A 26,007-nucleotide genomic window follows, 5' to 3' on the forward strand; every position below is an offset into this window, starting at 1 on the left:
TTAACAGTGCGGTGCTCTACCACTGAGCTACTTCGGAATAATGTTTAAGTACTTGTCGACTTTTTCTATTATAAAGAGACCTGAGACAATCGTCAATACCTTTTTCATTTATATTTATTATTCTCTGTTTCTTACCAAAACAAAGGAATAGAATAGCAATCAAAAAAGGATGCCCATCCTGCGGACATCCTTTTTCTATTGAAAATGTTATTGTGCTGCCAGCTTTCCTGAACAGCGCCCACATCTATAACGCTCTGTGTTCATTCGGATCTTGCGTGTGTAATTTGTTTTGCATGCTACGCACTGGTAAACATATGATTTTGCGGAACGCTGCTTTGCTTTGTTTTCGAGCATGGAACAAAAGCGCGGTGATCCTGTTCTCTTCAACAATTCTCTGAAATCCTGATCCCGGTGCTTGTATCCTCTTCCTTCTATATGAAGGTGATAATGGCATAGTTCATGTTTAATAATGCCTTCAAGTTCGGCATAGCCAAACTTTTCATAAGAGCTTGGGTTAATTTCGATATTGTGGGAACGCAGCAAGTATCTGCCTCCTGTCGTCCGAAGCCTGGAATTGAAAACACCTTCATGCTTGAATGCCTTCTGAAAGTTTGTCCATGAAATCTCTTTGATTAGTCCAGTCAGTTCTTCGTTGGTCATGTTAACTCCCCTATGTTCCGTGTTAAAGGGTCTGCTCTTTCGGCTGCAGCATCGTCAAAGCAATGCGCCCTTTGTCTTTTTCTACTTTTTCCACCCAGGCGGTAACAATATCTCCAACTGCCACTACTTCCAGCGGATGCTTTACAAAGCCTTTCTTCAATTTCGAGATATGAACCAGTCCATCCTGTTTTACCCCAATATCCACAAACGCACCAAAGTCCACAACGTTGCGGACAGTCCCTTGCACTTCCATGCCCGGCAGCAAATCTTCCATTTTCAAAATGTCATTTTTCAATAATGGCTGCGGGAATTCGTCACGCGGATCACGGAATGGTTTTTTTAAGGCGTCTACGATATCTTTCAACGTAATTTCCCCTACATCCCATTTTCCGCTTAACTCTGGCAATTCAAGCGCTTCGAGCTTTTCAGAGATCCCTGCTTTCCCAACAGATTTCTTGTCTTCTCCAACCAAGTTCAACAACTTTTCTGCGATGTCGTAGCTCTCCGGATGGATGCCGGTTGCGTCCAACGGATTCTTGCCTTCTGGAATCCGCAGAAATCCGATTGCCTGTTCATAGGTTTTTGCACCTAAGCGTGGAATTTTTTTCAGCTGAACACGTGATGTAAAGCGGCCGTTTTCATCCCGCACTTTGATGACATTTTCCGCTACAGTTTTGCTTAATCCAGCTACGTATTGCAACAGCGAGGAGGACGCCGAATTGACGTTGACGCCGACTTGGTTAACAGCGGTCTCTACAACAAAGGTCAATTGATCTGCCAACTTCTTTTGTGAGACGTCGTGCTGATACTGTCCAACACCGACTGCTTTTGGATCGATTTTCACCAATTCCGATAGCGGGTCCTGTAGACGGCGTGCAATCGATGCCGCACTGCGCTCTTCAACTTTCAAATCAGGAAACTCGGCACGGGCGATGTCAGATGCCGAATACACACTGGCACCTGCTTCGTTGACAATGACATACGATATGTCAGCCGACGTTTCTGAAAGAAAATCTGCCACAAACTGCTCGGTCTCGCGTGATGCGGTACCATTTCCGATTGCCATAATTTCAATCGGGTACTTCGCAGTTAAACGCTCCATGATTTTTTTTGATCCTGCTTGGTCTGATTTTGGCGGATGCGGATAAATGACTGCCACTTCCAGCAGCTTGCCTGTCTCATCAATGACCGCCAGTTTACAGCCGGTCCGGTATGCCGGGTCAACACCCAATACCATTTTGTTTTTCATCGGCGGCTGTAACAATAAATTCCGGAGATTTTCCGAGAAAATGTGAATGGCTTGGGTTTCGCCTTTCTCACTCAGTTCGGTCCGAATTTCCCGCTCAACTGATGGTTGGATCAATCGCTTGTAGCTGTCTTCAATCGCTTCTGCTACAGCTTCACTTGCCGCACTCGCCTGCTTCATCCATTTGTTTTTCATCAACGTGACAATGCGATCGGCTGGCGGATTGATGGAAACTTTTAGAACTTCTTCTTTTTCACCACGGTTGATGGCCAAAATTCGGTGTGGGACAATTTTCTGTATGGCTTCTTCGTACTCATAATACATTTGAAAGACTTGCTTCTCATCTTCGTGGTTTTTCTTGGCGACGGTGGCAATCGTTCCGTCTTTTCGTGTCATGTAACGGATTTTTTCGCGGATATCCGGATCATCTGCAAACAGTTCCGCTAAGATATCCTGCGCTCCTTGAATCGCCTCTTCCGTGGATGCGGCACCTGATTCTTCGTTTACAAATGACTGTGCTTTGTCTGCTAACTTTTCATTGCCAGGCTCCATCAACCAGTCTGCCAGTGGCTGCAGCCCTTTTTCTTTTGCAATGGTTGCTTTGGTCCGGCGCTTTTGCTTGTACGGCCGGTATAAATCTTCGACTCGCTGCAAGACAGTGGCATTGTGAATCGCCTTCTCCAGTTCGTCCGTCAGTTTTTCCTGTTCCGAGATGGAACGGATCACGTCTATTTTTCGCTGTTCTAAATTCTGAATGTATGTATATCGGTCATCGATTGCTTTGATCTGGACTTCGTCTAAAGAGCCCGTTGCTTCTTTTCGGTAACGCGCGATAAAAGGCACCGTGTTGCCATCTTCAATCAAGGCAATCACTTGTGCGACTTGGTTATTGCGTACGCCCGTTTCTTTTGCGATTAATGTATGAATCTGTTGCATTTCCATCTGGACACTTCCCTTCAGTTCTTTTTCATTTTAACACATTCGCAAAAGGAGACGCGCGTCACAACCAAGCTGTACAGGAGTCCCCGAAACAATCTCAACAGGTGCTGGACATGAAAAAAGAAGCCTGCTCATTTGAGAAGGCTTCCTGTTATGAATGTTGCATCGTCACCCGTTTCAATGGATGTCAGAATGTCACGATATAATTGCTCTGGCAGTCCGGCTTTGCGCATCATGGCTTTTGGATTTCTTAGATCTACGCCATCGGAATGCATCAAGAACAAATCGTCCTCCACGTATGTGTAAAGCTGTGTCCGTAATTTTTGCGGACGCCCTGACAAATACCCCATCACCGGCAACGGGTAAATGATTTCATCTGTCGCTTTGCGGTACACATAAAATCGGATATTGCCAACGCAGCTGTATTCAAGTGTTTTTTCCTTGAAATCAACTTTAAAAATAGCAACAGCAGCACCGCGCTTTTGGAGCATTAATCCATTAAAACGAAACATTAATTGATCAATGGTTTCATGGTGAAATTCCCGTAAGATTTGAGGAATAACTTGAGACGACTCCCGCGCAATTGGACCACTGCCTAATCCATCAGCTACAGAGCAAATAAAATAATCTTCCGTCAACACGGTATGGTAGCTGTCGCCGGATTCATAATTCCCTTTTTTTGCTTCATTGAAAATATAAGCATCTACAAAACTATGCTGAATCTTTTCCACTACGAAACTCCGCCGGCTGCTAATATAGCTTCCTGAAGTTTTTTAATGGCTTTTCTTTGCAGACGGGATACGTGCATTTGAGAAATGCCAAGCTTATCGCCAGCTTCTTTTTGGCTCAACTGCTCTATGTAGGTGAACTGGATGATTTGCTTTTCCCGTTCAGAAAGCACGCTCATCGCTTCAGCTACAAGCATCCGCTGATCCGCTTTCTCGTATCCGTCGTCTTCCTGGCCGACTACATCAAACAATGTTACGGTACTGCCATCTGAATCTGCCTCCAAAGAGTGGTCCATTGAAAGTGCCTGATAGCTTTTGCCCATTTCCATTGCTTCCAATACGTCGTCTTCTTCAACATCCAGGTATTCGGCAATTTCCCATACTTGCGGCGAACGCTGCAGCTCTGTGGTCAGCACTTCGACCGTCGCTTTAATACGGGGACCCAATTCCTTTATGCGCCGCGGAACATGGATTGCCCATGTCTTGTCACGCAAAAAGCGTTTGATTTCGCCGATAATCGTAGGCACAGCAAAAGCCTCAAAGCTACGGCCAAATGAAGGATCGTAACGTCTGATAGCTCCTAAAAGTCCCAGCATGCCCACTTGCGCAATATCTTCATGATAAGATTTACCATTCGAATATTTACGTGCAATGGATTCGACAAGACGCTTATAATTCAACACTAAATTTGTTTGGGCTTCTTCATCTTCTGTCTTTTGATAAGCTTCAATCCACTCAAGCACCTGCTCTTTAGTAGGCTGATTAGGATGAGACTGTTTCGACATCCTTCTCCACCTGCTCTCCTTCAACATGCTTTGTCATGAAGATTGTTACTCCTTCTTGATGATGAACTTTGACTTCGTCCATCAATGTTTCAATCAAATACAAGCCGAGACCTCCTTCACGAAGAAAAGCACCTTCTTCTTGATCGTGATACGGACCCACTTTTGCCTTTGTTTCTTCGAAATTAAAGCTTTGGCCATGATCCGCTACCATAATTTCAATCTTGTCTTCATAAAGGGCGCAGCCGATGACAACTTCGCCTTCCTCGCCTTCTGTGTAAGCATGTTGGACCGCATTGGTCACAGCCTCGCTTGAAGCGATTTTCAAGTCCTCTATATCATCAAACGAAAAACCGATACGGCTGGCTAAACCTGAAATAGTCAGTCTTGCAACCCCGACATACTGGGATTTTGCAGGAACTCTCATTTCCACATAATCGAAAGGACGCATGTTAGTTACCACCCTTCCCGACAGATTCGATATCCATAATATCGCCTAAACCTGTAATATCGAACAGTCGTTTTAGTCGTGCAGAGAGTCCTTTTAACTTTACATGGCCGCCATTTGCATTGACCGATTTATAAAAAGCCACAAAAACTCCCAATCCTGTACTATCCATATAGTTAACGTCGGAAAGATCCAACTCTGCTTTCAATCCTTGATGATTTTGGTAAGCTTCTAATTTTTCACGTAGGACCGGTGCAGTATGTGCATCGATTTCCCCGCGGATAAATCCGTCTAAGATATTGTTTTCTTCAGTTAAGTCCACTTGAATATTCATTGTGATTCGACACCCCGTTTTTTAAAATTCAATCCGTTCATAAAAAGCTATTCTAAGCCTCTATACCACAAATTGCCTATGCCTAAACCTTGTCTACACTTTTTTATAAATCACCAATGTGAAGTCATCCTGAAACTGAGCGCTTTGCATGCGTTCGAGTTCATCGTAGACATACTGAACAATCATTTGTGCGGATTCTTTTTTCTTTCGTTCAATCAATTCATAAATAACTTCACGCTCAATAAAGCCTTCATCGTTGCGACCTTCTGTTACCCCATCCGTCATCATAATGACAAGATCGCCTTTTTCCAAATCCACTGTATGTTCTTCATAGACGGCTGCCGGAGAAACACCAAGCAATAATCCTTTGGCATTTAACTCGACAAATTCCTCGTCTTTGGCGCGGTAAAGAATCGCTGGTTCATGTCCTGCAGAACCATAAGTCAAGCGCGCCTTCTTAGCATCATAGTTGCTGTAGAACATCGAGACGAACATCGAATCATCCACACTTTTTTCAACAATCCGGTTGATGACGCCCAGAACGTCTTTCGGTAATGCATACGCACTGTTTAAACTGTCCATCCCGAATTTGATCATGGACATGCAAAGAGCAGCTGGCAAGCCTTTACCAATAACATCCGCCACTGCCACTCCAGCATAGCCGTCATGGTCACTGACAAAGTAAATGTAATCTCCGTTCATTTTGCGCGCAGGAATAGAAAGAAGGCCAATTTCCAGACCTTCCAGTACAGGCAATTTGGTTTTCAGCAACGTTTCCTGAACATTTGCTGCAAGATCCATTTCCACTTTCAGTTCTTCCTGCTGTTTCAGTAGGCTTTGCCGTTCCTGAAGCGCCAACCCATAGTTGATCATCATTTCAATTAAAAAATCAAAAGAGTGCCATACAACATCCGGCAATTCACCGTAAAGCTCTTGAATTGCCGCCTTGTGCATGCTGATGACTTCTTCGGGTGCAATATTCTCCAGAATAAGCTGGCGGCTGAAATTTTGGCCGACATATAAATTTTGCTCTGTCTGTTTTTTTGTGTATTCTTTTAAAATTTCTTTGTATTGAACCTCAATTTCTTGAGACATTAGGCGTTCCCCCTAACGAAGCCACTTTGTAGCTCTTATATCTGTACCTTCGCCTAAAATTGTTTCGATTTTGAAATCATCCATTAACCGCTTAACGCCAGGCAATCCTGCTCCTAATCCGCCGGAAGTCGTAAAACCATCTTCCATTACTTTGCGGATATCCGGGATTCCAGGGCCGCTGTCTGCAGCAATGATCAAAATCCCTTTCATGCCATTTTCGGTTAATTGCTGAATTTCAATTCGGCCTTTACCGGCATATAAATAAATATTGCGAGCAAGCTCGCTGATGGCCGTCGTAATGCGGGCCTGGTCAACTGTGCCAAAGCCAAGCTCTTTCGCTACATTGCGTCCGAGTTGTCTTGCAGCAACAATATCCCATTCTGTCAAAATTTCCACCGAGGACTGGTCGCTCATTTTTAAGCCTCCAATTCCAATTGAAGTTTATCCAAACCATTTTCTAAATCTAGTGCTGTCATAACATCTTCAAGTCGAATTCCTAACTCGATCAAAGTGATAGCAACTGCTGGCTGGATACCGGTAATGACTACTCTGGCCCCCATCAGGCTTGACATACTGATGACGTCTCCCAGAACTTTCGCGATAAATGAGTCGATGAAGTCAATGGACGTCAAATCGATTACGACGCCCCGCGCACTTGTTTCATGCAGCTTTGTTAATAAGTCCTCTTGAAACTGAAGAGCTGTCTGATCATCAAGTTCCCATTGAATCGAAACAATTAATGTATCTCTTAACTTTAAAATTGGAATTCTAAAATTCATTAGTCTTCAACCTCCACAATTTTTCGGTTTGTCCAAGCCAGCGCCTGTTCCACGCCCCGCTGCAATGTGCTTGTTGTCGTAAAGTCATTTAAATTGATTCCAAGCGTCACGATGGTCTGTGCAATTTCGGGACGAATCCCAACTAACATACATTTTGCTCCGACCAGGCGAACAGCGTCTGCGGCCTGAATAATGTGATGAGCAACCATTGTGTCGACTACAGGAACGCCGGTAATATCAAGCAGCACCACTTCTGCACGATGCTTCACAACACCTTCCAGCAAATTCTCCATAATTAATTTTGCGCGCTCTGTATCGATTGTTCCGACTAATGGCATAACGGATACTTTTTCAAAAACTGGAATAAGCGAAGCGGAAAGTTCCTGCAACGCAATTTTTTGCAAGCTGACTGTGCGTTCCCACGTTTTAGAATACGCTTGGATGGTGCTTTCGCGAATCGGTGAAATCCAATTGCTGAACTCTTTCACGTAAGCGGCAATATTGCCTTCATGTATTATTTCTTCCTTGCTCATATTGTCATAAATAATTTCAGCAAAATGAGTGATTGCTTTTGTCACGAATGTAATCGACCACCCGAGACGAACCACCTTTTCTGCGAAGTCGTTTAATCGGCTTTCGTAAGCTTGATGGCTTTCGAGTAAATGTGAAATCATCAACTCCGCAAACTCATGACTTGTTTGATTCATCAGTTCTTCAGGCATCATTTGGAAAGAACGTTCGTTTTCCTCTTCTTTCATTTTTTGCTGCCATTGCGAAATGATTTCGGTTAAATTGCCCTGTATATATTGAGCCATCTGTTTATTCATACTGGTAAAAAACCCTCCCTGCGACACTATGTATCTCAAATTTTATCTGCTACTCTTTATTGTATCGGAAATTCGTTTTTTTCACATCTTTTTTGTCGGCAAGCCCATTTACTGGAAAAAAGGCGCCTCGAGAAAAATTCTCGAAGCGCCTTTAATGGAGTATGTATGCTTAAAATTTTACGAGACCCACGCTGATTTCCAATGCTTCATCTACTTTTTCCATCAGTGTATCGTCAAGTTGGGTGATTTTATCGGTTAGCCGCGACTTATCAATGGTCCGCAATTGTTCAAGCAGAATAACTGAATCACGCTCAAAGCCATATTTTTTGGCGTTAATCTCTACGTGAGTCGGCAATTTGGCTTTTTGAATCTGTGCTGTAATTGCAGCAATGATGACAGTGGGACTGAAACGATTCCCTATATCGTTTTGAATCACCAGGACAGGGCGGGTCCCACCTTGCTCAGACCCGACGACCGGTGATAGTTCTGCAAAAAAAACATCCCCGCGTTTTACAATCAAGTTGTCACCCTCCGCTTACGAGTCGCACTGTCGTGTGCTCCGCTTCGTACTCAGCGTGAGAACATTCACAAGCAATCGATAGATTGATTTGTGACATCTCCACGTAGCCCTTGATCATCGCTTCCCGAATATGATATGAGTCGTACAGATTCTTAGTCACTCGATGCGTGGAAACGTAAATAAAATCTCCACTTTCTTGAACACGTTCATCTGAATGAGTTGTCAACTCCGAAATAAATTGTTTTGGCAATTTTACAACCACTTCTTTTGTCTTTGACTTCTCGTACACAGCCGACACCTCCGAAAATCCCGTTCTTCTGTCTTTATCTTTCTTATCTTAACATTGTATCAGGCTCCTGAAAAGGCAAATCGGCAACTTTGGTGCTGTCCGAGTAAACCCGTGGCACCCTTTTTGTTAAAATACAAGGGATTTCATAAGGGATGGTTTCCAGTCTGCGCGCCCATTCATCGATGAAAATTCGCTGCCCGCCCTGACTGCCGATCAACTGGACTTTTTCTCCAACCGGTAATTTTTCAGAAAGACGAACCATGCACTGATCCATGCAAATTCGGCCAACGATTGGCATGCGCCGTCCTTTTATCAGGACATCTTGTCCCTGCAGCCCACGAAGCATGCCATCCGCATAACCAATTGGCAATGTCGCAATCCACTCATCCTGCTCAGCGCGATAAGTTGCTCCATAACTGAGACCTTCTCCAGCCTTTACTTTTTTCACATGAACAATTTCTGTTTCCAGGCTGAGCGCAGGATGCAATTCAAATCCCATTGCCTCTCCTACGTAAGGAGAAGGAGCAATGCCATACAACGAAATTCCAACACGAACCGCGTCACATGACAACTCCGGATTCATGGCCGAAGCTGCACTATTGGATACATGAACCATAACAGAAAGATCGTCTAATTGATCGATCACTTTATTCATTGCGCGCACCTGTTCCAGGAATAGCGGGGAATCCTGCTCATCCGCCGTGGCAAAATGTGTGAAGATCCCTTTAAAGTCAAAATCGTGGCCAGCAATAAAACCAAGAGCCTCGTTCACTTCTTCCAACTGAACACCAATGCGCCGCATTCCGGTATCTACTTTCAAATGAATCTTCAACTTATTCAATTCAGCCGACAAGTGAGCCGCTGCCATCGACAGCCACTCCAAAGAAACCGCAGTAACAATAATATTGCGCTGCTGCGCGACCGGCAAAAACCTCGCCGGGGTTGCTCCCATTACAAGCAGTTCTGTTTCGATGCCTTCGTTTCGAAGAAAAAGCGCTTCATCCGGTGTTGCAACAGCCAGCATGCTCACGCCACTTTCGATTGCTGTCTTGGCAACTGCCAAAACTCCATGACCATATGCATCGGCTTTTACGACTGCGATCACTTGAGCATTGCCGCTTTGCTGTTGAAACGCTATTAAATTCTTTTTGATCGCACCTAAATCAATGACCGCTTTTGTCGGCCGGTATTGTTCTGTCATCGTCACACCGCCCAGTTAATTTGTTTGTATCAGAACTTGCGCTGCCGCAAATTCTTTTGAATGAGTAATGGATACTAGACCCATTTCGATATTCCGGAAATAAACAGACGGTTTGCCTTTGGCATCTTTCCTGATTTCAATATCTTGAAAAGAACATTCACCGCCGATTCCCGTACCATTTGCTTTTGAGAACGCTTCTTTTGCTGCAAAACGGCCCGCTAAAAACTCAATTTTTCGATTTGCTGTTAATTGGTTGTACTCATCTTGCTCGTATTCGGTTAAAATGCGCTCCCGAAATTTTGGGGATTTAGTATCTAATCGCCGGATTCGTGACAATTCAACGACATCCAATCCGATTCCTGTAATCATAAATGTTTCTCCTTTCAATCGCAAACAGGTAACAGGTATAATTAAAGATATGAAATAGAGGTGACAAAATGTTTATTCGTACAGAAAGCTTTAAGCAATACTTGCGTATGTATCCGGTCGTTTCCACCTTGATCGCCCTTAACTTATTGGTTTATCTCTTGGGATTGCTGCCATTATTGGGGGATTGGATTTATTTTTATGGTCTCGGCTCCAACTTTTACATTGCAGAAGGTCAATGGTGGCGCTTCTTTACCCCGATTTTCCTGCATGGCGGATTGATGCATTTGCTGTTTAATATGTTTTCCTTGTTCCTATTCGGACCAGAATTGGAGCGCTTAACCGGTAAAGTTCGCTTTATCACGATTTACCTGCTGGCAGGATTGTTTGCTTCGGCAGCTACTTACTTCTTGCAGCCGCTCGATTATGCTCACGTCGGAGCCAGTGGCGCTATTTTCGGTGTTTTTGGAGCATTCGGTGCATTGGTGTATTACGGAGGACGTGCTTTGCCGCAACTCAAACAAATTATACTCCCAATTATCGTCATTAGTATAGTGATGACTTTCTTGACACCTAACGTCAATGTCACCGCTCATATCGCCGGAATGATTACAGGGTTTTTGATCGGACTCAGTTATTTCCATCCAAAACGAATTGTCAGTTGGCGAGCTAAAAAATAAGAACAGCCGGAATGAATTATTCCGGCTGCTTTTTTTTGGAAATATAATGGTTTAATTTTCAAAGTTTTTGGTTCCAGATGGTTCATACCAGGCCAAAATTCGGCTCGCGTCATCTTTCTCCATGTGCGGAGTGGACGCAGTGGCTCCCATCATACCGGATTTGATTGTCGAATTGATGGAAGCGAGCCCTCTCCGGCGCTGAAAATAGCTTTGCGTCACTTGAACGACTTGCACACGTTTTTTCAGCATGAAGTAACGGTGTTTGCTGATTCCTCTGAATTGCATGGTCAGTTGTTTTTCGCCAAGTGCATAACCTGCTGTCCGGTGCTGCCAAACTCCAATAGCCACAACAAACGGCACGAGAATCAGCGCTAACAGACCGTACGGATAGAAAAAATACCCAACCACCGCTAATACTGGCGATAGCCAAAGCAAGTCCAGTCGGTAGAAAAAGTGAACACTGCGCTTTGGTGCCTTATTCAATTCAGGCGCCCATTCGAGTTCCGGAAACAAATCAGCCAGTATGGGGATCATCCGCTCTGCTTTGACCAGAGGAAACAAGCGGATTTTTTCATCCTTATCTCCAATTGAACCTCCTGCACTTTCAACAAGGACCGTTGCATACCCAAAAATTTCACGCAGCGGATTTTGGCTTACTTTAATCCCTTGCACGCGCTTTAATGGCACAGATACTTTCTTTTTTTCCAGTAATCCTCTCGTAATGTAGATATGGTCTTCATCCCGCTGAATGGTGAATTGGTAGTTTGCTACGATGGTCATCACAACCGAAATAATCCACGCAATCAACAAGACAATAAAGATTGTCAGTACTACAATCAATGCCCCAAAACGCAAAAACAGCATAACTTCCTCGTAAATGGCATCATACGGAATCAGTTCTGAAAACTGCGACAGGAAAAACGCAACCGCCGAAATCACCACTCCGATCCCACCAGAAGTTGTAGCAAGAATCAACAACTCTTTCATGGACATGGTGTAAAGCACTTTTGTTTCTTTTTTAGCCGGAGTCGGTGCTTCTACGTATTCCACCGGTCCCATCACTGGAAGGTCGTCTTCTGGAAGCCGGTATTTTGCCTTTTCCATTTCGTTTTCGATTCGGTCTGCATCTTCTCGGGATATGGCTGTCAACTCAGCCTCGGCCTGTCCTGCTTTGCCAGAACCTCCTGTTTCCACTTTCACTTTTACCAAGCCAAGTGGACGATGGAAGATGCCTTCTGTGTAATTCAGGCTTTGGATCCGGTCAAAAGGAATATACCTCTTTTTCTTCACAAAAAGACCGTACTCAATGCGCAGCTCTCCATCTTCAAACCAGTAAACAAAACGTTTCCACTTAATGATTCCAGCAACCAGCAGGAAAATCAGCGCCACGCTGCTCACGATAAGAGGAATCAAGCCCTGCCACCCTTGGTTAAACATCGAGCTAATGCCGCCGTCTCTAAATATATTGACACCAAAAACGATGACAAACGGAACGATTAATTCTTTCAGACCTTTAATAAAATTTAAAAACGCAGAAATGGGATGCAGCTTATAACGTTCTTCATACATCGTCTTCCGCCACCCTTGCCAATACAGAGATTCTCGCTCTTAATTCATCCGCTTCTGCCGTGACCAATGCGGGAATGGTATGTGTCGTTGCAGCAGTGGAAATGGAGATCTCAGCCAAGTCATACTTTCGCAAAATCGGTCCCTGTTCAGTGTCCACATGCTGCACCCGGACCATTGGCACCAATGTTCGAGTTACGACAAACAAGCCGTGCTGCAATTCGATTTCTTGTTCTCTTACTTCATAGCGCCAGCGTTGCCAGCGAATTTTGGGAAACCAGTAAATCAGCAAAAAGCCCAGCAGCACAATAATTGCGCCATAAACAGCATACAGCCATTGCGGCCAGTCGAAGAAATACGTTAATACCCCAGCTCCAATTGCGATCAGTGCGATTACTGCAGTTTCCATGCTGCCGTATACACGCCAAACAGTTAAGCCTTTACGTGAAATTTGATTTTTTGGTTGGTTGTCCATTTGCTTCTCTCCAATCGCTTTCCTATCCATTATACGATTTGCTCATCGTTACGTTTCATTCAATTGTAACTGATATCCGGACAGCAAAAAAGGATGGATGCAAACAGTTTCCTGTTTGCATCCATCCTCGAGTTGATCGGTATTAAGATTCGCTGCGGCGAGTTGTACGTCCTGGACGTCCGCCGCCAGTTCCACTTCCGCCTTCACGGCGTCGGCTTGCGCCTGAGCTCGCTCCACGGCTTGATGAAGATGGACGAGATGAGCTTGAAGAGCGATTGCCTTTATAGCCGCCGCCTCCGCCACTGCGTCCGCTTCCGCCTTTACCTTTGTATCCGCCGCCTCCGCGTGATGGCAAAGGACGTTCTTCAGAGATAGAGACTGGAACATCTTCCGGTTCTTTAGTCATTGTTTTAAGAGCTGCTGCAATCAAGTCAACTGCTTCGTGTTTTTCCAACATTTGAGTTGCAAATTCACGGTAGTCGCCAAGATTGTTTTTCTCAGTCATTTCAACTAATTGCTCCATAGCAACGCGTTTTTGGCCAAGTACAGCCTCATCAGCAGTTGGAGGAACTAAAGCTTCCATTTTTTTCTTAGTTGTGCGCTCAACGATGCCCAAGTAGCCCATTTCACGTGGTGTTACAAACGTGACTGCGACTCCTTTTTTACCTGCACGGCCAGTACGGCCAATACGGTGAACATAGCTTTCAGGATCTTGAGGAATATCAAAGTTGTATACGTGTGATACGCCTGAGATGTCAAGTCCACGAGCTGCTACATCTGTTGCAACCAAGATATCGATTTTGCCTGCTTTGAACTGCTTCAAAACGGACATGCGTTTTGCTTGGCTTAAATCGCCATGAATTCCTTCAGCCAAATAGCCGCGGATATTCAAAGCTTTTGCTAATTCGTCAACCCGGCGTTTTGTACGTCCAAAAATGATCGCAAGTTCAGGCTGTTGAATATTCAAAAGACGTGAAAGAATGTCGAATTTTTCGCGTTCTACTGATTTAACATAGAATTGCTCAATGTTTTCAACAGTCATTTCTTTTGATTTGATTTTAACGATTTCAGGAGTCTTCATGAATTTCTCTGCAATGCGGCGGATTGCATCCGGCATAGTTGCTGAGAACAACAATGTCTGGCGAGTGTCAGGAACACTTGACATAATTGTTTGAATGTCTTCGATAAAGCCCATGTTCAACATTTCGTCTGCTTCGTCAAGGATCAATGTGTTTACATTGTCCAATTTAAGAGTACGGCGGTTGATATGGTCTAATAGACGTCCTGGAGTACCAACGATAATTTGCGGGCGGTTTTTAAGTGCACGGATTTGTCGGCTAATTTCTTGGCCGCCGTATACTGAAAGAATACGCACGTTTTTATCTTGGCCCAATCTGTAAAGTTCTTCAGAAACCTGGATAGCCAATTCGCGTGTTGGTGCGATGATCAATCCTTGAACATTACCGTCTTTAGTGTCGATTTTTTCAATCAAAGGAATACCAAAAGCGGTTGTTTTACCAGTACCCGTTTGTGCTTGTCCGATGATGTCCTTGCCTTCCATTCCAAGACGGATTGTTCCCTCTTGAATTGGTGTTGCTTCTTCAAACCCCATGCGTTTTACGGACTTTAAAGTTGTTTCGCTAATATTTAACTCTGAAAATTTTACCAAATTTTTTCAATCTCCTTTTGTCTTCATCTGATTTACAAATGGTGTACATTTTAGATGAATAGTGACAAGGGCGAGCCTTTATGAGGAAGTTTCACGTCGAAAATCATACTCTGTAGTTTTAAGTCAGAGGGGATGTGTGAACAGGAAAAGCTCGGGCTTTGCCGAGCGGTCTGAACGACGGGCAGTTAGTACCCTATCTATAGAACAAACCGTTTTGCTCAAAAAAATACTCTTCACAGGGAAGAGTGTTTCAAAAATGTATCCATTGCTTTCAAAAGAATACCACGTTTTTTTATCATTTGCAATCAATCTGCAAAGGTTCTAATAATCAGTTTACTCTGCGCCTTTGTTCATAAACGCATAAACTTCCTTAAACCAATCGTCGCAGTCATCGCTGTAGCAGATCAAGTGCTTGCCCGTTTCTGAATGGACCATGTGTTTTTCATCAGAGCCGATGTGGTCATAAATAAAGTCTGCGGCAGAAGCTGGGACAACACTGTCCTTACCGCCCTGAACAATACAAACTGGAACTTTGATTTTATCGTAGTAGGGTTCCACCATCTTGACGACTCGCAGAAATTCAACAGCTGAACTGACAGGCGTATTTGTTAACTTGTATTCATACAAATGAAAAGATGGGTTTTCCGCTATTCTGCCAGCCAATGCATCCCGCATCGTTTCCTGCACTTCTTCAAAAATCTGTGCAGGGCTAATGTATTTAGCTGCGGCACTTAATAAAACCAGACGATCGATTTTGTAGCGCATCGCTAAGTACATAGCAATTAAGCCACCCATTGAAAAACCAACAATGATGATGCGATCTGCTGATTTTTTTAGCCTTTTGAGCGCCAGTTCTGCTTCCATCATCCAGCTTTCAGCCGAAATACTTTTTAAAGCCAATTTTTCGCCATGGCCGGGAAGCGTTGGTATTTCGATTATCCAATCGGTTTGCTCCGTCAAAAAATCAGCAAATGGTTCAACTTCAAACGGGCCTCCTGTAAAACCATGGATGCAAAGAACGCCAGTCTTCAAATTGTTCTCCTCTTTTCACTGATAAGCAGTATAGCTTTGTGGCAAAGAGCAGCGCTTCGCCAGTGCGTCTTATGCCCGTCGAATCTATACGAGCGCTTGCGCTTTTCTTATTGTCCAGACTCCAGCGCCCAGATTCGATGGGCACTTGCGCTTTTCTTTATTCAGCTTTAGTAAAAGGTTCGATGATGTTTTCCAGTGCCATGCCGCGGGAACCTTTCACTAAAACTACCGAATCTTTATTTGTGTGTTTCTTCAACAGGTCGATAATCGGCCCATAATCATTTTCACTCCACAATAGCTTGCCCGTGTAGTCCGGCTGCAACTTGTCATATAGCCATTTCATACGCGGGCCATAAAGGCAGACGCCAGCCAGACTTTCGGAAATGTATTTGCTGAGCTCTTCGTGATAGGTTTGCTCATCATCTCCGAGTTCCAGCATGTCACCAAGAACGACCCATTTTTTGTCTTTCATCGTCGTTTCCCGGATAAAGTTTAAAGCTGCATTCATCGATGAAGGCGCAGCGTTATAAGCATCATTGATGAACATAGCGCCATTTTCTGCTTGAACCATCTGCATGCGCATATCGGTTAAAGCTGCGTCCTTCAGCGATTTGCGAATTTGTTCTTCTGACAAACCTGCTTCAAGCGCAATTAAAATAGCCGCTAACGTGTTTTTCACCTGATGCTCACCCAATACCGGGATGGTAAAGGCTGCATCGATGATTCCACTGACCATAAAGCTGCTGCCATTTTCAGTGGCTTTGATATCGGTCACTGTCAATTCGTTATTGTCGTCGAATCCAAAAGAAACTCCTTGCGGAAAATCTTCCATGAACGGCTGCAGCAATGGCTCATCGCCGTCATAGAACAGCTTGCCATGTTGCTGGAGACCAGCAGTGATTTCGAATTTTGCTTCTGCAATGGCTTCACGAGATCCAAGATCCTGCAAATGCGCTTCTCCAATATTGGTGATGATGGCATAATCAGGACGGGCCAGCTCAGACAGAAATTCAATCTGTCCTTTGCCGCTCATACCCATTTCCAACACCGCGACTTTGGTATCTTCTTCTAAAGATAAAATGGTTAATGGCAGACCTAATTGGTTATTGAAATTTCCAGGTGTTTTTTGAACCTTGAAATAAGGCTTTAAAACACTGGCCACCAAGTCTTTTGTCGAAGTTTTTCCGTTGGAGCCTGTAATCCCCACAACGAGTGCCGACAATTCGTCCCGATAAGCACGGGCCATTTCCTGCAAAGCGACCTCGCAGTCATCTACGAAAAGCAAAGGCAAATCTTCCGGAGCACCCGGTTCATCGCGCTGCCATAACGAAGCGGCTGCACCTAATTCGATGGCTGAACGGACATATTTATGCCCATTCACTTGCTCGCCACGGAAAGGAATGAACAAATCGCCTGGCTTGAGCGTTCTCGTATTAATTGAGGCCCCTGTTACGTCAAAGCCTTTTAAATTAGTTTTGATATCAAGCCATTTGGCTACTTGCTCAATCTTTTTTTTCATTTGGTTTCTCCACTCAATCTATTTTAACTTGCAGTAATTGTTTATCTTCATGACGTTCAATCGCTAAAGCGATCAGGCGTTCAATCAGTTCCGGATACGGCAATCCGGTATGTTCCCAAAGCAGCGGGAACATGCTGTAAGGCGTGAATCCCGGCAAGGTATTGACTTCGTTAATCAAGATTTCATTGGCTTCTGTGACAAAAAAGTCTGCGCGCACAAGTCCTGAGCAGTCCAAGATTTTAAAGGCTTTTTTGGCGTCTCTTTCCAACTTTTCATAAACTGCATGATCCAGCTCCGCGGGAATAATCATCGCTGTATCGCCATCTTTGTATTTTGCCTGGTAATCATAAAAAGCTTTTAGCGGCTTGATTTCCCCTGCAACTGAACAAGCTGGCTCATCATTTCCAAGCACGCCTACCTCGATTTCGCGGGCAACTACTCCCTGTTCAACGACAATCTTGCGGTCAAATTTCAAGGCTTCTTTTACGGCAGCAATCAATTCTTCACGATTTTCGGCTTTGCTGATGCCAACACTTGATCCTAAATTAGCAGGTTTCACAAATACCGGCCAAGCAAGTTCTGCTTCTACCTTATCCAGCCACAAGCCCTGATCTTTATCCCATTCTCTTCTTATAAAATACACATAAGGCGTTTGTTTTAAACCTGCCTGCTCGAACAGCTGCTTCATGACTACTTTGTCCATGCCTGCCGAAGATGCCAGCACACCGTTTCCGACGTACGGAATATTCATGACCTCAAGCAAGCCTTGAACGGTCCCATCTTCTCCGTTCGGTCCATGCAATAAAGGAATAATGACATCCAGTGCTTTCCCGCTTTCGGCGGGAAGAAATCCGGAGATGTCATTTGGCTTTGACGACTGCCCAGCCAATTGAAGCTGTCCAATCGATTTTGCCGTTTCTTCGAGGCGGTCGCCTTTTCTCCATTCACCATCTTGTGTAATGTAAATCGGATACACTTCATACGCATCAAAATCAATTGCTTTTGTAACCGCAAGGGCTGTTGACAGAGAAACTTCATGCTCTGCTGATTTGCCTCCATATAATAAACCAATTCTTTTTTTCATCCAAGAAACCTCATTTCATTATCCATATTGCTTAGTTTATCACGAACCTTTAACGACGAATATTTTTTTCCTGTCAGCCCCCGAAAATTTTCAAGCCGGCTACTCCGGCAAGGATGCATGACAAGAAAAACAATTTCGCCGGCTGCCGGCTTTCATTAAAAAACAGCATGCCAACCAACACACTGCCTGCAGCCCCGATGCCTGTCCATACTGCATACCCTGTTCCAAGTGCAATAGTCGTCAGAGCCAGCGACAATAAATAGAAGCTGAGTGCACCGGACAAAACGGTCAGGCCAGTATACAACTTCACTTTAAAGCCATTCGATAATTTCATCGTGGTGACAAAAGCGACCTCAAACAATCCAGCAGCAATTAAAATTAGCCAATCTATCATGATTTCACCTGCTTACTTGCCTCTTCTTTTCCATCCATCACTTTTAGCCCAACGATTCCAAACAGCAGCAAACTCAAAAAGAACAGTTTTTCCAAACTGGCATTTTCACCGAATAGCCAAATTCCAAGAATAGCCGTTCCAGCAGCACCAATGCCAGTGAAAACCGCATAAGCCGTACCGATAGGAATCGTCTTCATCGCAATGGAAAACAACAAGAAGCTGATGACGATAAAAACCAATGTGACAAGAGAGGGAGCCAAATTAGTAAAGCCGTCAGCAAGTTTCAAGCCGATTGCCCATACAATTTCTGTGGCTCCTGCAATCAAAAGATAAATCCAAGCCATATGCTTTCCTTCTTTCATTTTCAAACGCATTTAACTTTCATCTCTTTATATAGCTTCCGGCAGGTCAGCAAGCAAAGACTCGCAACTCAACCTATAGTGTAATCAAAAATCAACTCGAAAAAAATAATACCTGTTTCCAGGTATTATTTCCATACTTTTTGTTTTCTGTCGTAGATGATCTTACGTGAAATCCCCTGTTTGGTGTACTCTTCAATATCGGACCAGAACTCGTCGAGAAAAGAGATTTCCTCTACTGGACGAATATGCAATTCAATGGTGCTTTTGGTTTTTTCGGGGTCTGCCAATGAGATGAGCACGCCTTCACGGTAATTTTTCTTCAAGGATTGCAGAATTTCAGCTGGCAGCTCCGGTATCAGGTCCTTAGCTTTTCGACGCCAAAAATTCTGTCCATTCTCTTCCCTGCGAATTAAATACGTGAAATAGTTTCCGACAAGCTCATTCAGGCGTTCTAATTTGCGGAAGTAAATTTTTGTGGTTTCTTCTTCTTCGCTGGACAAATAAACGAATTCATTTTGAAGCGTCGAATAAAACGGCGTCTTCACTGGTTCTTTTTTATGGCCGATGTACAATAATTCGGCCTGCTCCTGGGGCGTCAGGGAATTTAGTTGTTTTTCACTCTTGAAATCAATCCAGCAAAATTCGCTCTTTTTGTTTGCTCGCGCTTTCCGCAATTGCCCGAACTCTTCCTGTGTAGCGAATTCCATGTGAGTGTGCATATTAAAAGATGCATCTTCATATGGGTGTTTTAGCAGCAACAGATTTTTGGGCAATTTCATGGCATCCAAAAAATGGGCAAAGGTAAGTCCGCTGAATAAGGCAAATTGATCAGACTCGTTCAGATAAATATATAAATGCTGTATGTACGCATCCGTGTTCAACGGTTTTTTTACCATATCCCCCACTCCATTCCATTTTCTATTATACGACCAAAACAGCCAAATATGAAACATACCTACTCCAAATGCGTCATTACTTTTGTCATGCGCATATTACAGATATATACGTTATAATATATTCCGACTCATAATAATAAAAAGTACAGGTGGAAAATACATGCAAACTAACAAAAGCTTTACCGACCGCATTGATTGGTCGCTGGCTTTCATCCTATTTCTGTTCTTTATTGTCAGCCTGGTAGCTATTTCTTCTGCCCAAACTTCCGGTCAATATTTGACGAATTTTGTTCCAAGGCAAGCTTTATTTTATATCATTTCCACCGGGATGATTGGAATATTGATGTATTTCGACCCAGAACAATATAAAAAAATGGCCTATTATTTATACGGCTTCGGCATTCTCCTGCTCGTCCTTTTAATGATTTCACCGGATGGGGTAGGCCAAATCGCTGAACCGGTTAATGGGGCAAAAGCTTGGTTCCATACACCATTCGTCAATATTCAGCCCGCAGAATTCATGAAAACCTTCTATATATTGGCATTGGCAAAAATGATCTCTACTCACCACGAACAACATCTGATCAAAACCATCAAATCCGATTTTTATTTATTAGGGAAAATCGCACTTTGTTTAATTATTCCGTTGGGCTTTATTCTTCTGCAGCCCGATTTGGGAACTGCATTAGTATTTATCGCCATTACATTAGCGGTTGTTGTAGTCTCGGGAATTTCCTGGAAAATTATTGCACCAAGCTTTGGCGGGGTCGCTGTTATCGGTGCCTTATTGCTCTGGATGACCATCAATGCCCAAGACTTCCTGTCTAATGTCTTTGGTTTGCAGCCTTATATGTTTGAACGGATTTATACATGGCTTGATCCATACTCCTATGCAGAAGCCGGTGGATACAATCTGATTGCCGCAATGAACGCTATCGGTTCAGGAGAAGTGTTCGGAAAAGGCTACCAAGGACGCCAAGTCTATGTGCCGGAAAATCATACAGACTTTATCTTCACGGTTATTTCGGAAGACTTCGGGTTTATCGGCGCCAGCGCTGTTATCATTCTATTTTTCATGCTAATCTATCACTTGACCAAAGTTACGCTGCAATTCAAGGACACATTCAGCACCTATGTATGCGCAGGAATTATTGCAATGATTACGTTCCACGTATTCCAAAACATTGGCATGACGATTCAACTTTTGCCGATCACAGGCATCCCTCTTCCTTTTATCAGCTATGGAGGAAGTTCGTTAATCGGGAACATGCTGGCTCTCGGGATTGTTTTCAGCATGAAATTCCATCATAAAACTTACATGTTCGATAAAAACAAAAAATAAAAACTCCGACATCCTGCGTCGGAGTTTTTATTGTTGAGACTGTGTGTGAACTGGTTGAGGCAAAGCAATCGCTTTGATTAATTCAACGCGGGATTTTGTGATTTTTGCTTGGATTCCAAGTTTCGACAAATTTGAAACGATATTGCGAACATCTACGTTTTTCGCCATCCATATCACCTCTTTGTGTTTTTCATTACTTATAAAGACGTATTTGAACTTGCCGTGTTTCAGGGGCAAGGTATAAATTGTTGACTTTTCTGTGTCTATGTTTATAATACCATCTTTTCAGGATTTTAAACTTATCATTTTGATGACATTTAAGAATCTGATGTAAATCGGTTGCTTTATATACCCCTTAGAGGTATATTGGGTTTAGAATAAAGATTGGAGGATCTTCAGATGAGCGAATTAATTGAAGAACCCTTTGCACTGGATACCTCTTGCAGGAAAAGCCATCATCCCCTATCTGTCAAAAGAGATTTAACCAATCGATTGAATCGCGTTGAAGGTCAGATCCGCGGCATTAAAGGCATGGTGGAAAAGGACGTTTATTGCGATGACATCATCACGCAACTGGCTGCTACACAATCTGCTTTAAATAGCGTCACCAAAGTTTTGCTGGAAGGCCATTTGAAGGGCTGCGTCAAAGAACGTCTGGAAAATGGAGAAGAAGAAGTGTTGGACGAATTGCTTATTACCATTCAAAAAATGATGCGTAAATAATAGGAGGAATTTTTTATGAAAGAACAAATCAATCTACAAGTTAGCGGCATGACATGCCAACATTGTGTAAGTTCCGTAAAAGACAGCGTTATGGCTTTACCGGGCATAGACAAAGTCGAAGTGTCTTTAGAAAACGGTTCTGTTGACGTCGCTTACGACGCCGCGACAGTTGAAGTCAACCAAATTGCAGAAGCTATTGAAGATCAAGGATACGATGTGGCAATGTTAAGCGAATAACTGCGGAAACGCAGTTATTTTTTTCAAAATAATATACCCCCAACAGGTATATAACTTTAAAAGGACGGGATTGTTATGAGTACTAAACAAACTGAACTGGCGATTACCGGCATGACGTGTGCTGCTTGCGCGAACCGCGTCGAAAAAGGACTGCAAAAACTGCCTGGCGTTTCGGAAGCCACCGTCAATTTTGCCACTGAAAAAGCTTCAGTAACTTATGATGACAACCAGGCATCTATGACCGATGTCCAATACAAAGTAGAACAATTGGGATACGGCGTGCAACAGGAAGAAATTGATTTTTCCATACAGGGCATGACCTGCGCTAATTGTTCTGCGCGCATCGAAAAAGTTTTAAATAAGATGGAAGGTGTCCAATTGGCTAACGTCAATTTGGCAATGGAAACCGGCCATGTATCTTACAATCCTGGAACCGTCACTCCCGAGGACTTTGTCAAACGAATTCAGTCGCTGGGTTACGATGCAGTCCTCAATCAAGAAACTGAAGAAGCGACAGACCACAAAGAACAGGAAATTAAAAAGAAAACACGCTTGTTCTGGATTTCTGCCGCCCTTTCTTTTCCATTGCTATGGACCATGTTCAGTCATTTTTCCTTTACGTCCTGGATGTACGTACCTGAGATTCTCATGAATCCGCTGGTTCAATGGGCATTGGCAACACCTGTCCAATTTTGGATCGGGGCTTCCTTTTACAAAGGAGCCTACTTTGCATTAAGAAATAAATCCGCAAATATGGATGTTCTGGTTGCTCTCGGCACCTCCGCTGCTTATTTCTACAGCGTTTACCTGGTGTTGGCAAATTGGAATATGGGACATAATATGGGCTTGTATTTTGAAACCAGCGCCGTATTAATCACCTTAATTATCTTAGGAAAAGTATTTGAAGCACGTGCAAAAGGCCGTTCTTCTGATGCTATTAAAAAACTGATGAAACTGCAGCCGCAGCATGCTTTGGTTGAACGCGGTGATGAGTTTATCAGCTTGCCGATTTCAGAAGTTAAAACCGGAAATATTTTGTTGATTAAACCAGGGGCATCCATCCCGGTTGATGCGGCTGTCCTTTCAGGCAACTCAGCCGTAGATGAATCCATGTTGACCGGCGAAAGCTTGCCTGTCGACAAAGAGACGGGGGATGCCGTTTTTGCGGCAACGGTCAACTCCAACGGATCGCTTCGTGTGCGAGCCGATAAAATCGGCAAAGATACTGTGTTGTCGAATATCATTCGCGTCGTTGAACAAGCGCAAGGTTCCAAAGCGCCGATTCAGCGGCTGGCTGACAAAATTTCAAGCATCTTTGTTCCAATTGTCGTGGGCATCGCCATCATTACGTTTCTTGTTTGGTATTTCCTTGTGGCACCCGGAAACTTTGCGGCTGCTCTTGAAAGCACCATCGCAGTTCTGGTCATTGCCTGCCCCTGTGCACTTGGCTTGGCTACACCGACTTCAATTATGGCTGGCTCCGGACGGGCTGCCGAACAAGGCGTCTTGTTCAAAACCGCAGAATCTTTGGAAAATACTAAACACATTGATACTGTCGTTCTGGATAAAACGGGCACCATCACCAATGGGCGCCCTGTCGTAACAGATTTTATTCCAGCAGGTAATGTTGATTTGGATGAATTGAAAAACTTGGCGGCCAGTGCAGAAAACCAATCTGAACACCCGGTGGCTCAAGCCATCTCTGAGTTTGGGGAATCCACACTGAACGTTAGTGCTTTTAGTGCAGTGCCAGGCCATGGCATCCGCGCTACCGTAGCGGACCGGGAAGTGGTTATGGGCAACCGCCGCTTAATGGATGGACTTTCGGTTGATGAAGCACAAGCTGAAGCTTTTGAGAGCGATGGCAAAACGGTCATGTTCATCGCTGTAGATGGGCAATACAGCGGCCTCATTGCAGTAGCAGACACCATCAAAGACACTGCAAAACAAGCAGTCCAGGAAATGAAAAGTATGGGGCTTCATGTGGTCATGCTGACGGGAGATCAAGAGCGCACAGCTTCAGCTATTGCCAAACAAGTGGGCATTGATGAAGTGTTTGCTGGGGTCTTGCCTGCGGAAAAAGCAGATGTGGTTTTGAAACTTCAAGCTCAAGGCCGACGCGTCGCCATGGCTGGAGATGGCTTGAACGATGCGCCTGCACTGGCCAGTGCTGACGTTGGCATGGCCATGGGCACAGGAACAGCCATTGCCATGGAAGCGGCCGACATCACCTTGATGCAAGGCGATTTAATGCGTGTGGTCGATGCGATTCGGATGAGCCGACTCACTGTTCGGAATATTAAACAGAACTTGTTCTGGGCACTTGCCTACAACTCCATCGGTATCCCGATTGCGGCAGCTGGTTTTCTGGCCCCGTGGCTTGCAGGTGCCGCGATGGCATTTAGCTCCGTATCAGTTGTCATGAATGCTTTGCGCCTTCAGCGTGTAAAACTGGATAAATGATGATTAGTTTATCGAAGAGGTCCAGAAATGGACCTCTTTTTCCTGTCATTGTTCTATCAGTGAAACAAGAGTAAAATAAGGGCATATTCTTTTGAGAAAGCAGGAATCTCTACTTATGAAAAAAACCATTTTACTGCTGATGTCCGTCCAGTTTTTTGTGTACTTGGGATTCGGCATCATCATCCCTATTTTGCCCGAAGTCGTTGTTCAGCAAGGCTACTCGGAAATCCACGTCGGTGGACTAATCACCATCTATGCCCTGTCTTCCTTTTTTACCGCACCGCTTTGGGGAAAGCTTTCTGATAAGACGGGACGAAAGAAACTGATTCTTGTCGGCTTGGCTGGATTCAGCTTGAGCTTCTTCCTATTTTCGCTGTTCCTTGATAACTTGGTGCTGCTGTATCTTTCACGCATTGTCGGCGGCTTGTTTTCCGGTGCCCTTTATACTGCTGTGACCGGCTATGTGGCAGACATCACGACAAATGAAGAGCGCAATAAATACATGGGGCTTCTCGGCATGTCAATTGGCCTCGGCTTCATTTTTGGGCCTGCAATTGGCGGACTTCTCGGTGCAGTTTCCTTGTCTTTGCCGTTTACGGCTTCCGCAGTTCTGGTCCTCCTGTTAATGGGTTATGCGAGCCTTGTTTTAAAAGAACCTATTCGAAAAGGCGAAGCCGTGAAACGCGCGCTTTTGCCGAAAGGTTCCAGCACACTTTGGCAATTCCGCATCCGCTACTTGTTTCTATTTTCTTTTATGGTGACTTTCCTGTTGGCAGGATTGGAGTCTACCTTCCAACTGTTCCAGATCGACCAGATTGAAATCACACCGCTTCAGCTCGGTTACTTGTTCATGGCCAGCGGATTTGTGGACGCTGCCATCCAAGGCGGCGTTGTTCGCCGAATTAAAGATGGTGCCGAAACAAAATGGATTATTGGAGCACAGATCGTCACAGCTCTCGGCCTAGTGATTCTTCCCTTTACCAGCAGTCTGATTTTTGCAGGGGTTGCCCTCAGTATTTTTACTGCCGGCAATGCCTTGGCACGCACTGCATTGGTATCACTGACGTCAAAAGAATCAGGCGGAAAGTACGGAACGGCTGCCGGCATGACGTATTCAATGGACAACCTTGGCCGCATTATCGGGCCATTGACGTTCACATGGCTCCTGACAATGCAATCCGGCAGCATCTACTATTTATCTGCCGCACTAGCGATTGCCAGCATTCTGCTGATCCTGTTCTACAGATCCTCCACTAAAACTTTGCGAACTGCTGAAGAAACCAGTACTTCTGTATAAAAATTATAAGATCAACTTTAAAGGCATCGCTGAGCGCGATGCCTTTAATATGAA

General features: G+C 44.2%; 30 protein-coding genes. 6 read left to right on the plus strand and 24 right to left on the minus strand.

Annotated features, from left to right (window positions below; translation table 11 throughout):
• Positions 1 to 207 precede the first annotated feature (207 nt).
• The 14 genes from AC4EG4_RS12625 to acpS all read right to left on the minus strand — a co-directional run bounded on the left by AC4EG4_RS12625 (position 208) and on the right by acpS (position 10,217).
• On the minus strand, positions 208 to 660 hold the full coding sequence (locus AC4EG4_RS12625; RefSeq protein WP_490988046.1) for a SprT family protein: 453 nt from the start codon (positions 658 to 660) through the stop codon (positions 208 to 210).
• A gap of 22 nt (positions 661 to 682) precedes the next feature.
• Positions 683 to 2,848, minus strand: a complete 2,166-nt coding sequence (locus AC4EG4_RS12630; RefSeq protein WP_490979761.1) for a Tex family protein — start codon at positions 2,846 to 2,848, stop codon at positions 683 to 685.
• 128 nt (positions 2,849 to 2,976) lie between these two features.
• On the minus strand, positions 2,977 to 3,576 hold the full coding sequence (locus AC4EG4_RS12635; protein ID WP_490979760.1) for a PP2C family serine/threonine-protein phosphatase: 600 nt from the start codon (positions 3,574 to 3,576) through the stop codon (positions 2,977 to 2,979).
• Positions 3,576 to 4,358 (minus strand): RNA polymerase sigma factor SigB, encoded by a 783-nt coding sequence (sigB, locus tag AC4EG4_RS12640; RefSeq protein WP_490979759.1) that lies wholly within the window; start codon positions 4,356 to 4,358, stop codon positions 3,576 to 3,578. Before sigB ends, AC4EG4_RS12635 begins: the two co-directional genes overlap by 1 nt.
• Positions 4,336 to 4,806 carry an anti-sigma B factor RsbW gene (gene rsbW / locus AC4EG4_RS12645; protein ID WP_490979758.1) on the minus strand — a complete coding sequence of 157 codons (471 nt, stop codon included), beginning with the start codon at positions 4,804 to 4,806 and terminating at the stop codon, positions 4,336 to 4,338. Before rsbW ends, sigB begins: the two co-directional genes overlap by 23 nt.
• 1 nt (position 4,807) lies before the next feature.
• On the minus strand, positions 4,808 to 5,137 hold the full coding sequence (locus AC4EG4_RS12650) for an anti-sigma factor antagonist (RefSeq protein ID WP_490979757.1): 330 nt from the start codon (positions 5,135 to 5,137) through the stop codon (positions 4,808 to 4,810).
• A 93-nt stretch (positions 5,138 to 5,230) separates the two neighbouring features.
• Entirely contained in the window at positions 5,231 to 6,232 is a 1,002-nt protein-coding gene (locus tag AC4EG4_RS12655) for a PP2C family protein-serine/threonine phosphatase (protein WP_490988047.1), read from the minus strand.
• A gap of 12 nt (positions 6,233 to 6,244) precedes the next feature.
• Positions 6,245 to 6,646 carry an anti-sigma regulatory factor gene (locus AC4EG4_RS12660; RefSeq protein WP_142827250.1) on the minus strand — a complete coding sequence of 134 codons (402 nt, stop codon included), beginning with the start codon at positions 6,644 to 6,646 and terminating at the stop codon, positions 6,245 to 6,247.
• Between the two features lie 2 nt (positions 6,647 to 6,648).
• A complete protein-coding gene (locus tag AC4EG4_RS12665) occupies positions 6,649 to 7,011 on the minus strand; it encodes an STAS domain-containing protein (RefSeq protein ID WP_008432419.1) in 363 nt (120 codons plus the stop codon).
• Complete coding sequence (locus AC4EG4_RS12670) at positions 7,011 to 7,838, minus strand: RsbT co-antagonist protein RsbRA (RefSeq protein ID WP_490979755.1); 828 nt, start codon at positions 7,836 to 7,838, stop codon at positions 7,011 to 7,013. Before AC4EG4_RS12670 ends, AC4EG4_RS12665 begins: the two co-directional genes overlap by 1 nt.
• A 169-nt stretch (positions 7,839 to 8,007) precedes the next feature.
• On the minus strand, positions 8,008 to 8,358 hold the full coding sequence (locus tag AC4EG4_RS12675) for a type II toxin-antitoxin system PemK/MazF family toxin (RefSeq protein WP_008432415.1): 351 nt from the start codon (positions 8,356 to 8,358) through the stop codon (positions 8,008 to 8,010).
• Positions 8,359 to 8,362: 4 nt separating this feature from the next.
• Positions 8,363 to 8,647, minus strand: a complete 285-nt coding sequence (locus tag AC4EG4_RS12680) for a transcriptional regulator (protein WP_490979754.1) — start codon at positions 8,645 to 8,647, stop codon at positions 8,363 to 8,365.
• A 43-nt stretch (positions 8,648 to 8,690) separates the two neighbouring features.
• On the minus strand, positions 8,691 to 9,848 hold the full coding sequence (gene alr / locus AC4EG4_RS12685) for an alanine racemase (protein WP_490979753.1): 1,158 nt from the start codon (positions 9,846 to 9,848) through the stop codon (positions 8,691 to 8,693).
• Positions 9,849 to 9,863: 15 nt separating this feature from the next.
• The gene (acpS, locus tag AC4EG4_RS12690) at positions 9,864 to 10,217 is read right to left on the minus strand and encodes a holo-ACP synthase (RefSeq protein WP_490979752.1); all 354 of its coding nucleotides are present in this window, start codon (positions 10,215 to 10,217) and stop codon (positions 9,864 to 9,866) included.
• Between the two features lie 68 nt (positions 10,218 to 10,285).
• Between acpS and AC4EG4_RS12695 the strand changes: the two genes are divergently transcribed.
• Positions 10,286 to 10,894: a rhomboid family intramembrane serine protease gene (locus tag AC4EG4_RS12695; protein WP_490979751.1), complete on the plus strand. Its 609-nt coding sequence runs from the start codon at positions 10,286 to 10,288 to the stop codon at positions 10,892 to 10,894.
• Positions 10,895 to 10,945: 51 nt separating this feature from the next.
• Here the strand turns inward: AC4EG4_RS12695 and AC4EG4_RS12700 are convergent, their stop codons facing one another.
• The 9 genes from AC4EG4_RS12700 to AC4EG4_RS12740 form a co-directional block, all read right to left on the minus strand.
• On the minus strand, positions 10,946 to 12,463 hold the full coding sequence (locus tag AC4EG4_RS12700; protein WP_490988048.1) for a PH domain-containing protein: 1,518 nt from the start codon (positions 12,461 to 12,463) through the stop codon (positions 10,946 to 10,948).
• Positions 12,456 to 12,935 (minus strand): PH domain-containing protein, encoded by a 480-nt coding sequence (locus tag AC4EG4_RS12705; RefSeq protein WP_490979749.1) that lies wholly within the window; start codon positions 12,933 to 12,935, stop codon positions 12,456 to 12,458. The genes AC4EG4_RS12700 and AC4EG4_RS12705 overlap by 8 nt, the downstream gene beginning before the upstream one ends.
• A gap of 142 nt (positions 12,936 to 13,077) precedes the next feature.
• The gene (gene cshA / locus AC4EG4_RS12710; protein WP_490979748.1) at positions 13,078 to 14,604 is read right to left on the minus strand and encodes a degradosome RNA helicase CshA; all 1,527 of its coding nucleotides are present in this window, start codon (positions 14,602 to 14,604) and stop codon (positions 13,078 to 13,080) included.
• Positions 14,605 to 14,937: 333 nt separating this feature from the next.
• On the minus strand, positions 14,938 to 15,636 hold the full coding sequence (locus AC4EG4_RS12715) for an alpha/beta hydrolase (protein ID WP_490979747.1): 699 nt from the start codon (positions 15,634 to 15,636) through the stop codon (positions 14,938 to 14,940).
• Positions 15,637 to 15,793: 157 nt separating this feature from the next.
• Positions 15,794 to 17,155, minus strand: a complete 1,362-nt coding sequence (locus tag AC4EG4_RS12720) for a UDP-N-acetylmuramoyl-tripeptide--D-alanyl-D-alanine ligase (RefSeq protein ID WP_490979746.1) — start codon at positions 17,153 to 17,155, stop codon at positions 15,794 to 15,796.
• A 13-nt stretch (positions 17,156 to 17,168) separates the two neighbouring features.
• Complete coding sequence (locus AC4EG4_RS12725) at positions 17,169 to 18,239, minus strand: D-alanine--D-alanine ligase (protein WP_490979745.1); 1,071 nt, start codon at positions 18,237 to 18,239, stop codon at positions 17,169 to 17,171.
• A gap of 73 nt (positions 18,240 to 18,312) precedes the next feature.
• A complete protein-coding gene (locus AC4EG4_RS12730; protein WP_490979770.1) occupies positions 18,313 to 18,630 on the minus strand; it encodes a DMT family transporter in 318 nt (105 codons plus the stop codon).
• A complete protein-coding gene (locus AC4EG4_RS12735; protein WP_490979744.1) occupies positions 18,630 to 18,977 on the minus strand; it encodes a DMT family transporter in 348 nt (115 codons plus the stop codon). Before AC4EG4_RS12735 ends, AC4EG4_RS12730 begins: the two co-directional genes overlap by 1 nt.
• 143 nt (positions 18,978 to 19,120) lie before the next feature.
• On the minus strand, positions 19,121 to 19,891 hold the full coding sequence (locus AC4EG4_RS12740) for a hypothetical protein (protein WP_490979743.1): 771 nt from the start codon (positions 19,889 to 19,891) through the stop codon (positions 19,121 to 19,123).
• A gap of 160 nt (positions 19,892 to 20,051) precedes the next feature.
• On the opposite strand from AC4EG4_RS12740, the gene AC4EG4_RS12745 reads away from it, so the two are divergent.
• The gene (locus AC4EG4_RS12745) at positions 20,052 to 21,233 is read left to right on the plus strand and encodes an FtsW/RodA/SpoVE family cell cycle protein (protein WP_490979742.1); all 1,182 of its coding nucleotides are present in this window, start codon (positions 20,052 to 20,054) and stop codon (positions 21,231 to 21,233) included.
• Between the two features lie 27 nt (positions 21,234 to 21,260).
• Here AC4EG4_RS12745 and AC4EG4_RS12750 read toward each other — a convergent pair whose 3' ends face one another.
• Positions 21,261 to 21,401, minus strand: coding sequence for an Lmo0850 family protein (locus tag AC4EG4_RS12750; RefSeq protein ID WP_490979741.1), 141 nt, complete (start codon positions 21,399 to 21,401; stop codon positions 21,261 to 21,263).
• Between the two features lie 231 nt (positions 21,402 to 21,632).
• Between AC4EG4_RS12750 and AC4EG4_RS12755 the strand changes: the two genes are divergently transcribed.
• The 4 genes from AC4EG4_RS12755 (at position 21,633) to AC4EG4_RS12770 (ending at position 25,953) form a co-directional block, all read left to right on the plus strand.
• Positions 21,633 to 21,956, plus strand: coding sequence for a metal-sensitive transcriptional regulator (locus tag AC4EG4_RS12755; RefSeq protein ID WP_490979740.1), 324 nt, complete (start codon positions 21,633 to 21,635; stop codon positions 21,954 to 21,956).
• Between the two features lie 15 nt (positions 21,957 to 21,971).
• Positions 21,972 to 22,193 (plus strand): copper chaperone CopZ, encoded by a 222-nt coding sequence (gene copZ, locus AC4EG4_RS12760; RefSeq protein WP_490979739.1) that lies wholly within the window; start codon positions 21,972 to 21,974, stop codon positions 22,191 to 22,193.
• 75 nt (positions 22,194 to 22,268) lie between these two features.
• Positions 22,269 to 24,656 (plus strand): heavy metal translocating P-type ATPase, encoded by a 2,388-nt coding sequence (locus tag AC4EG4_RS12765; RefSeq protein ID WP_490988049.1) that lies wholly within the window; start codon positions 22,269 to 22,271, stop codon positions 24,654 to 24,656.
• A 115-nt stretch (positions 24,657 to 24,771) separates the two neighbouring features.
• Complete coding sequence (locus AC4EG4_RS12770) at positions 24,772 to 25,953, plus strand: MFS transporter (protein ID WP_490979737.1); 1,182 nt, start codon at positions 24,772 to 24,774, stop codon at positions 25,951 to 25,953.
• The last annotated feature ends 54 nt before the right edge of the window (positions 25,954 to 26,007 follow it).

The sequence above is a fragment of the Planococcus sp. TJ-201 genome, from assembly GCF_058268495.1.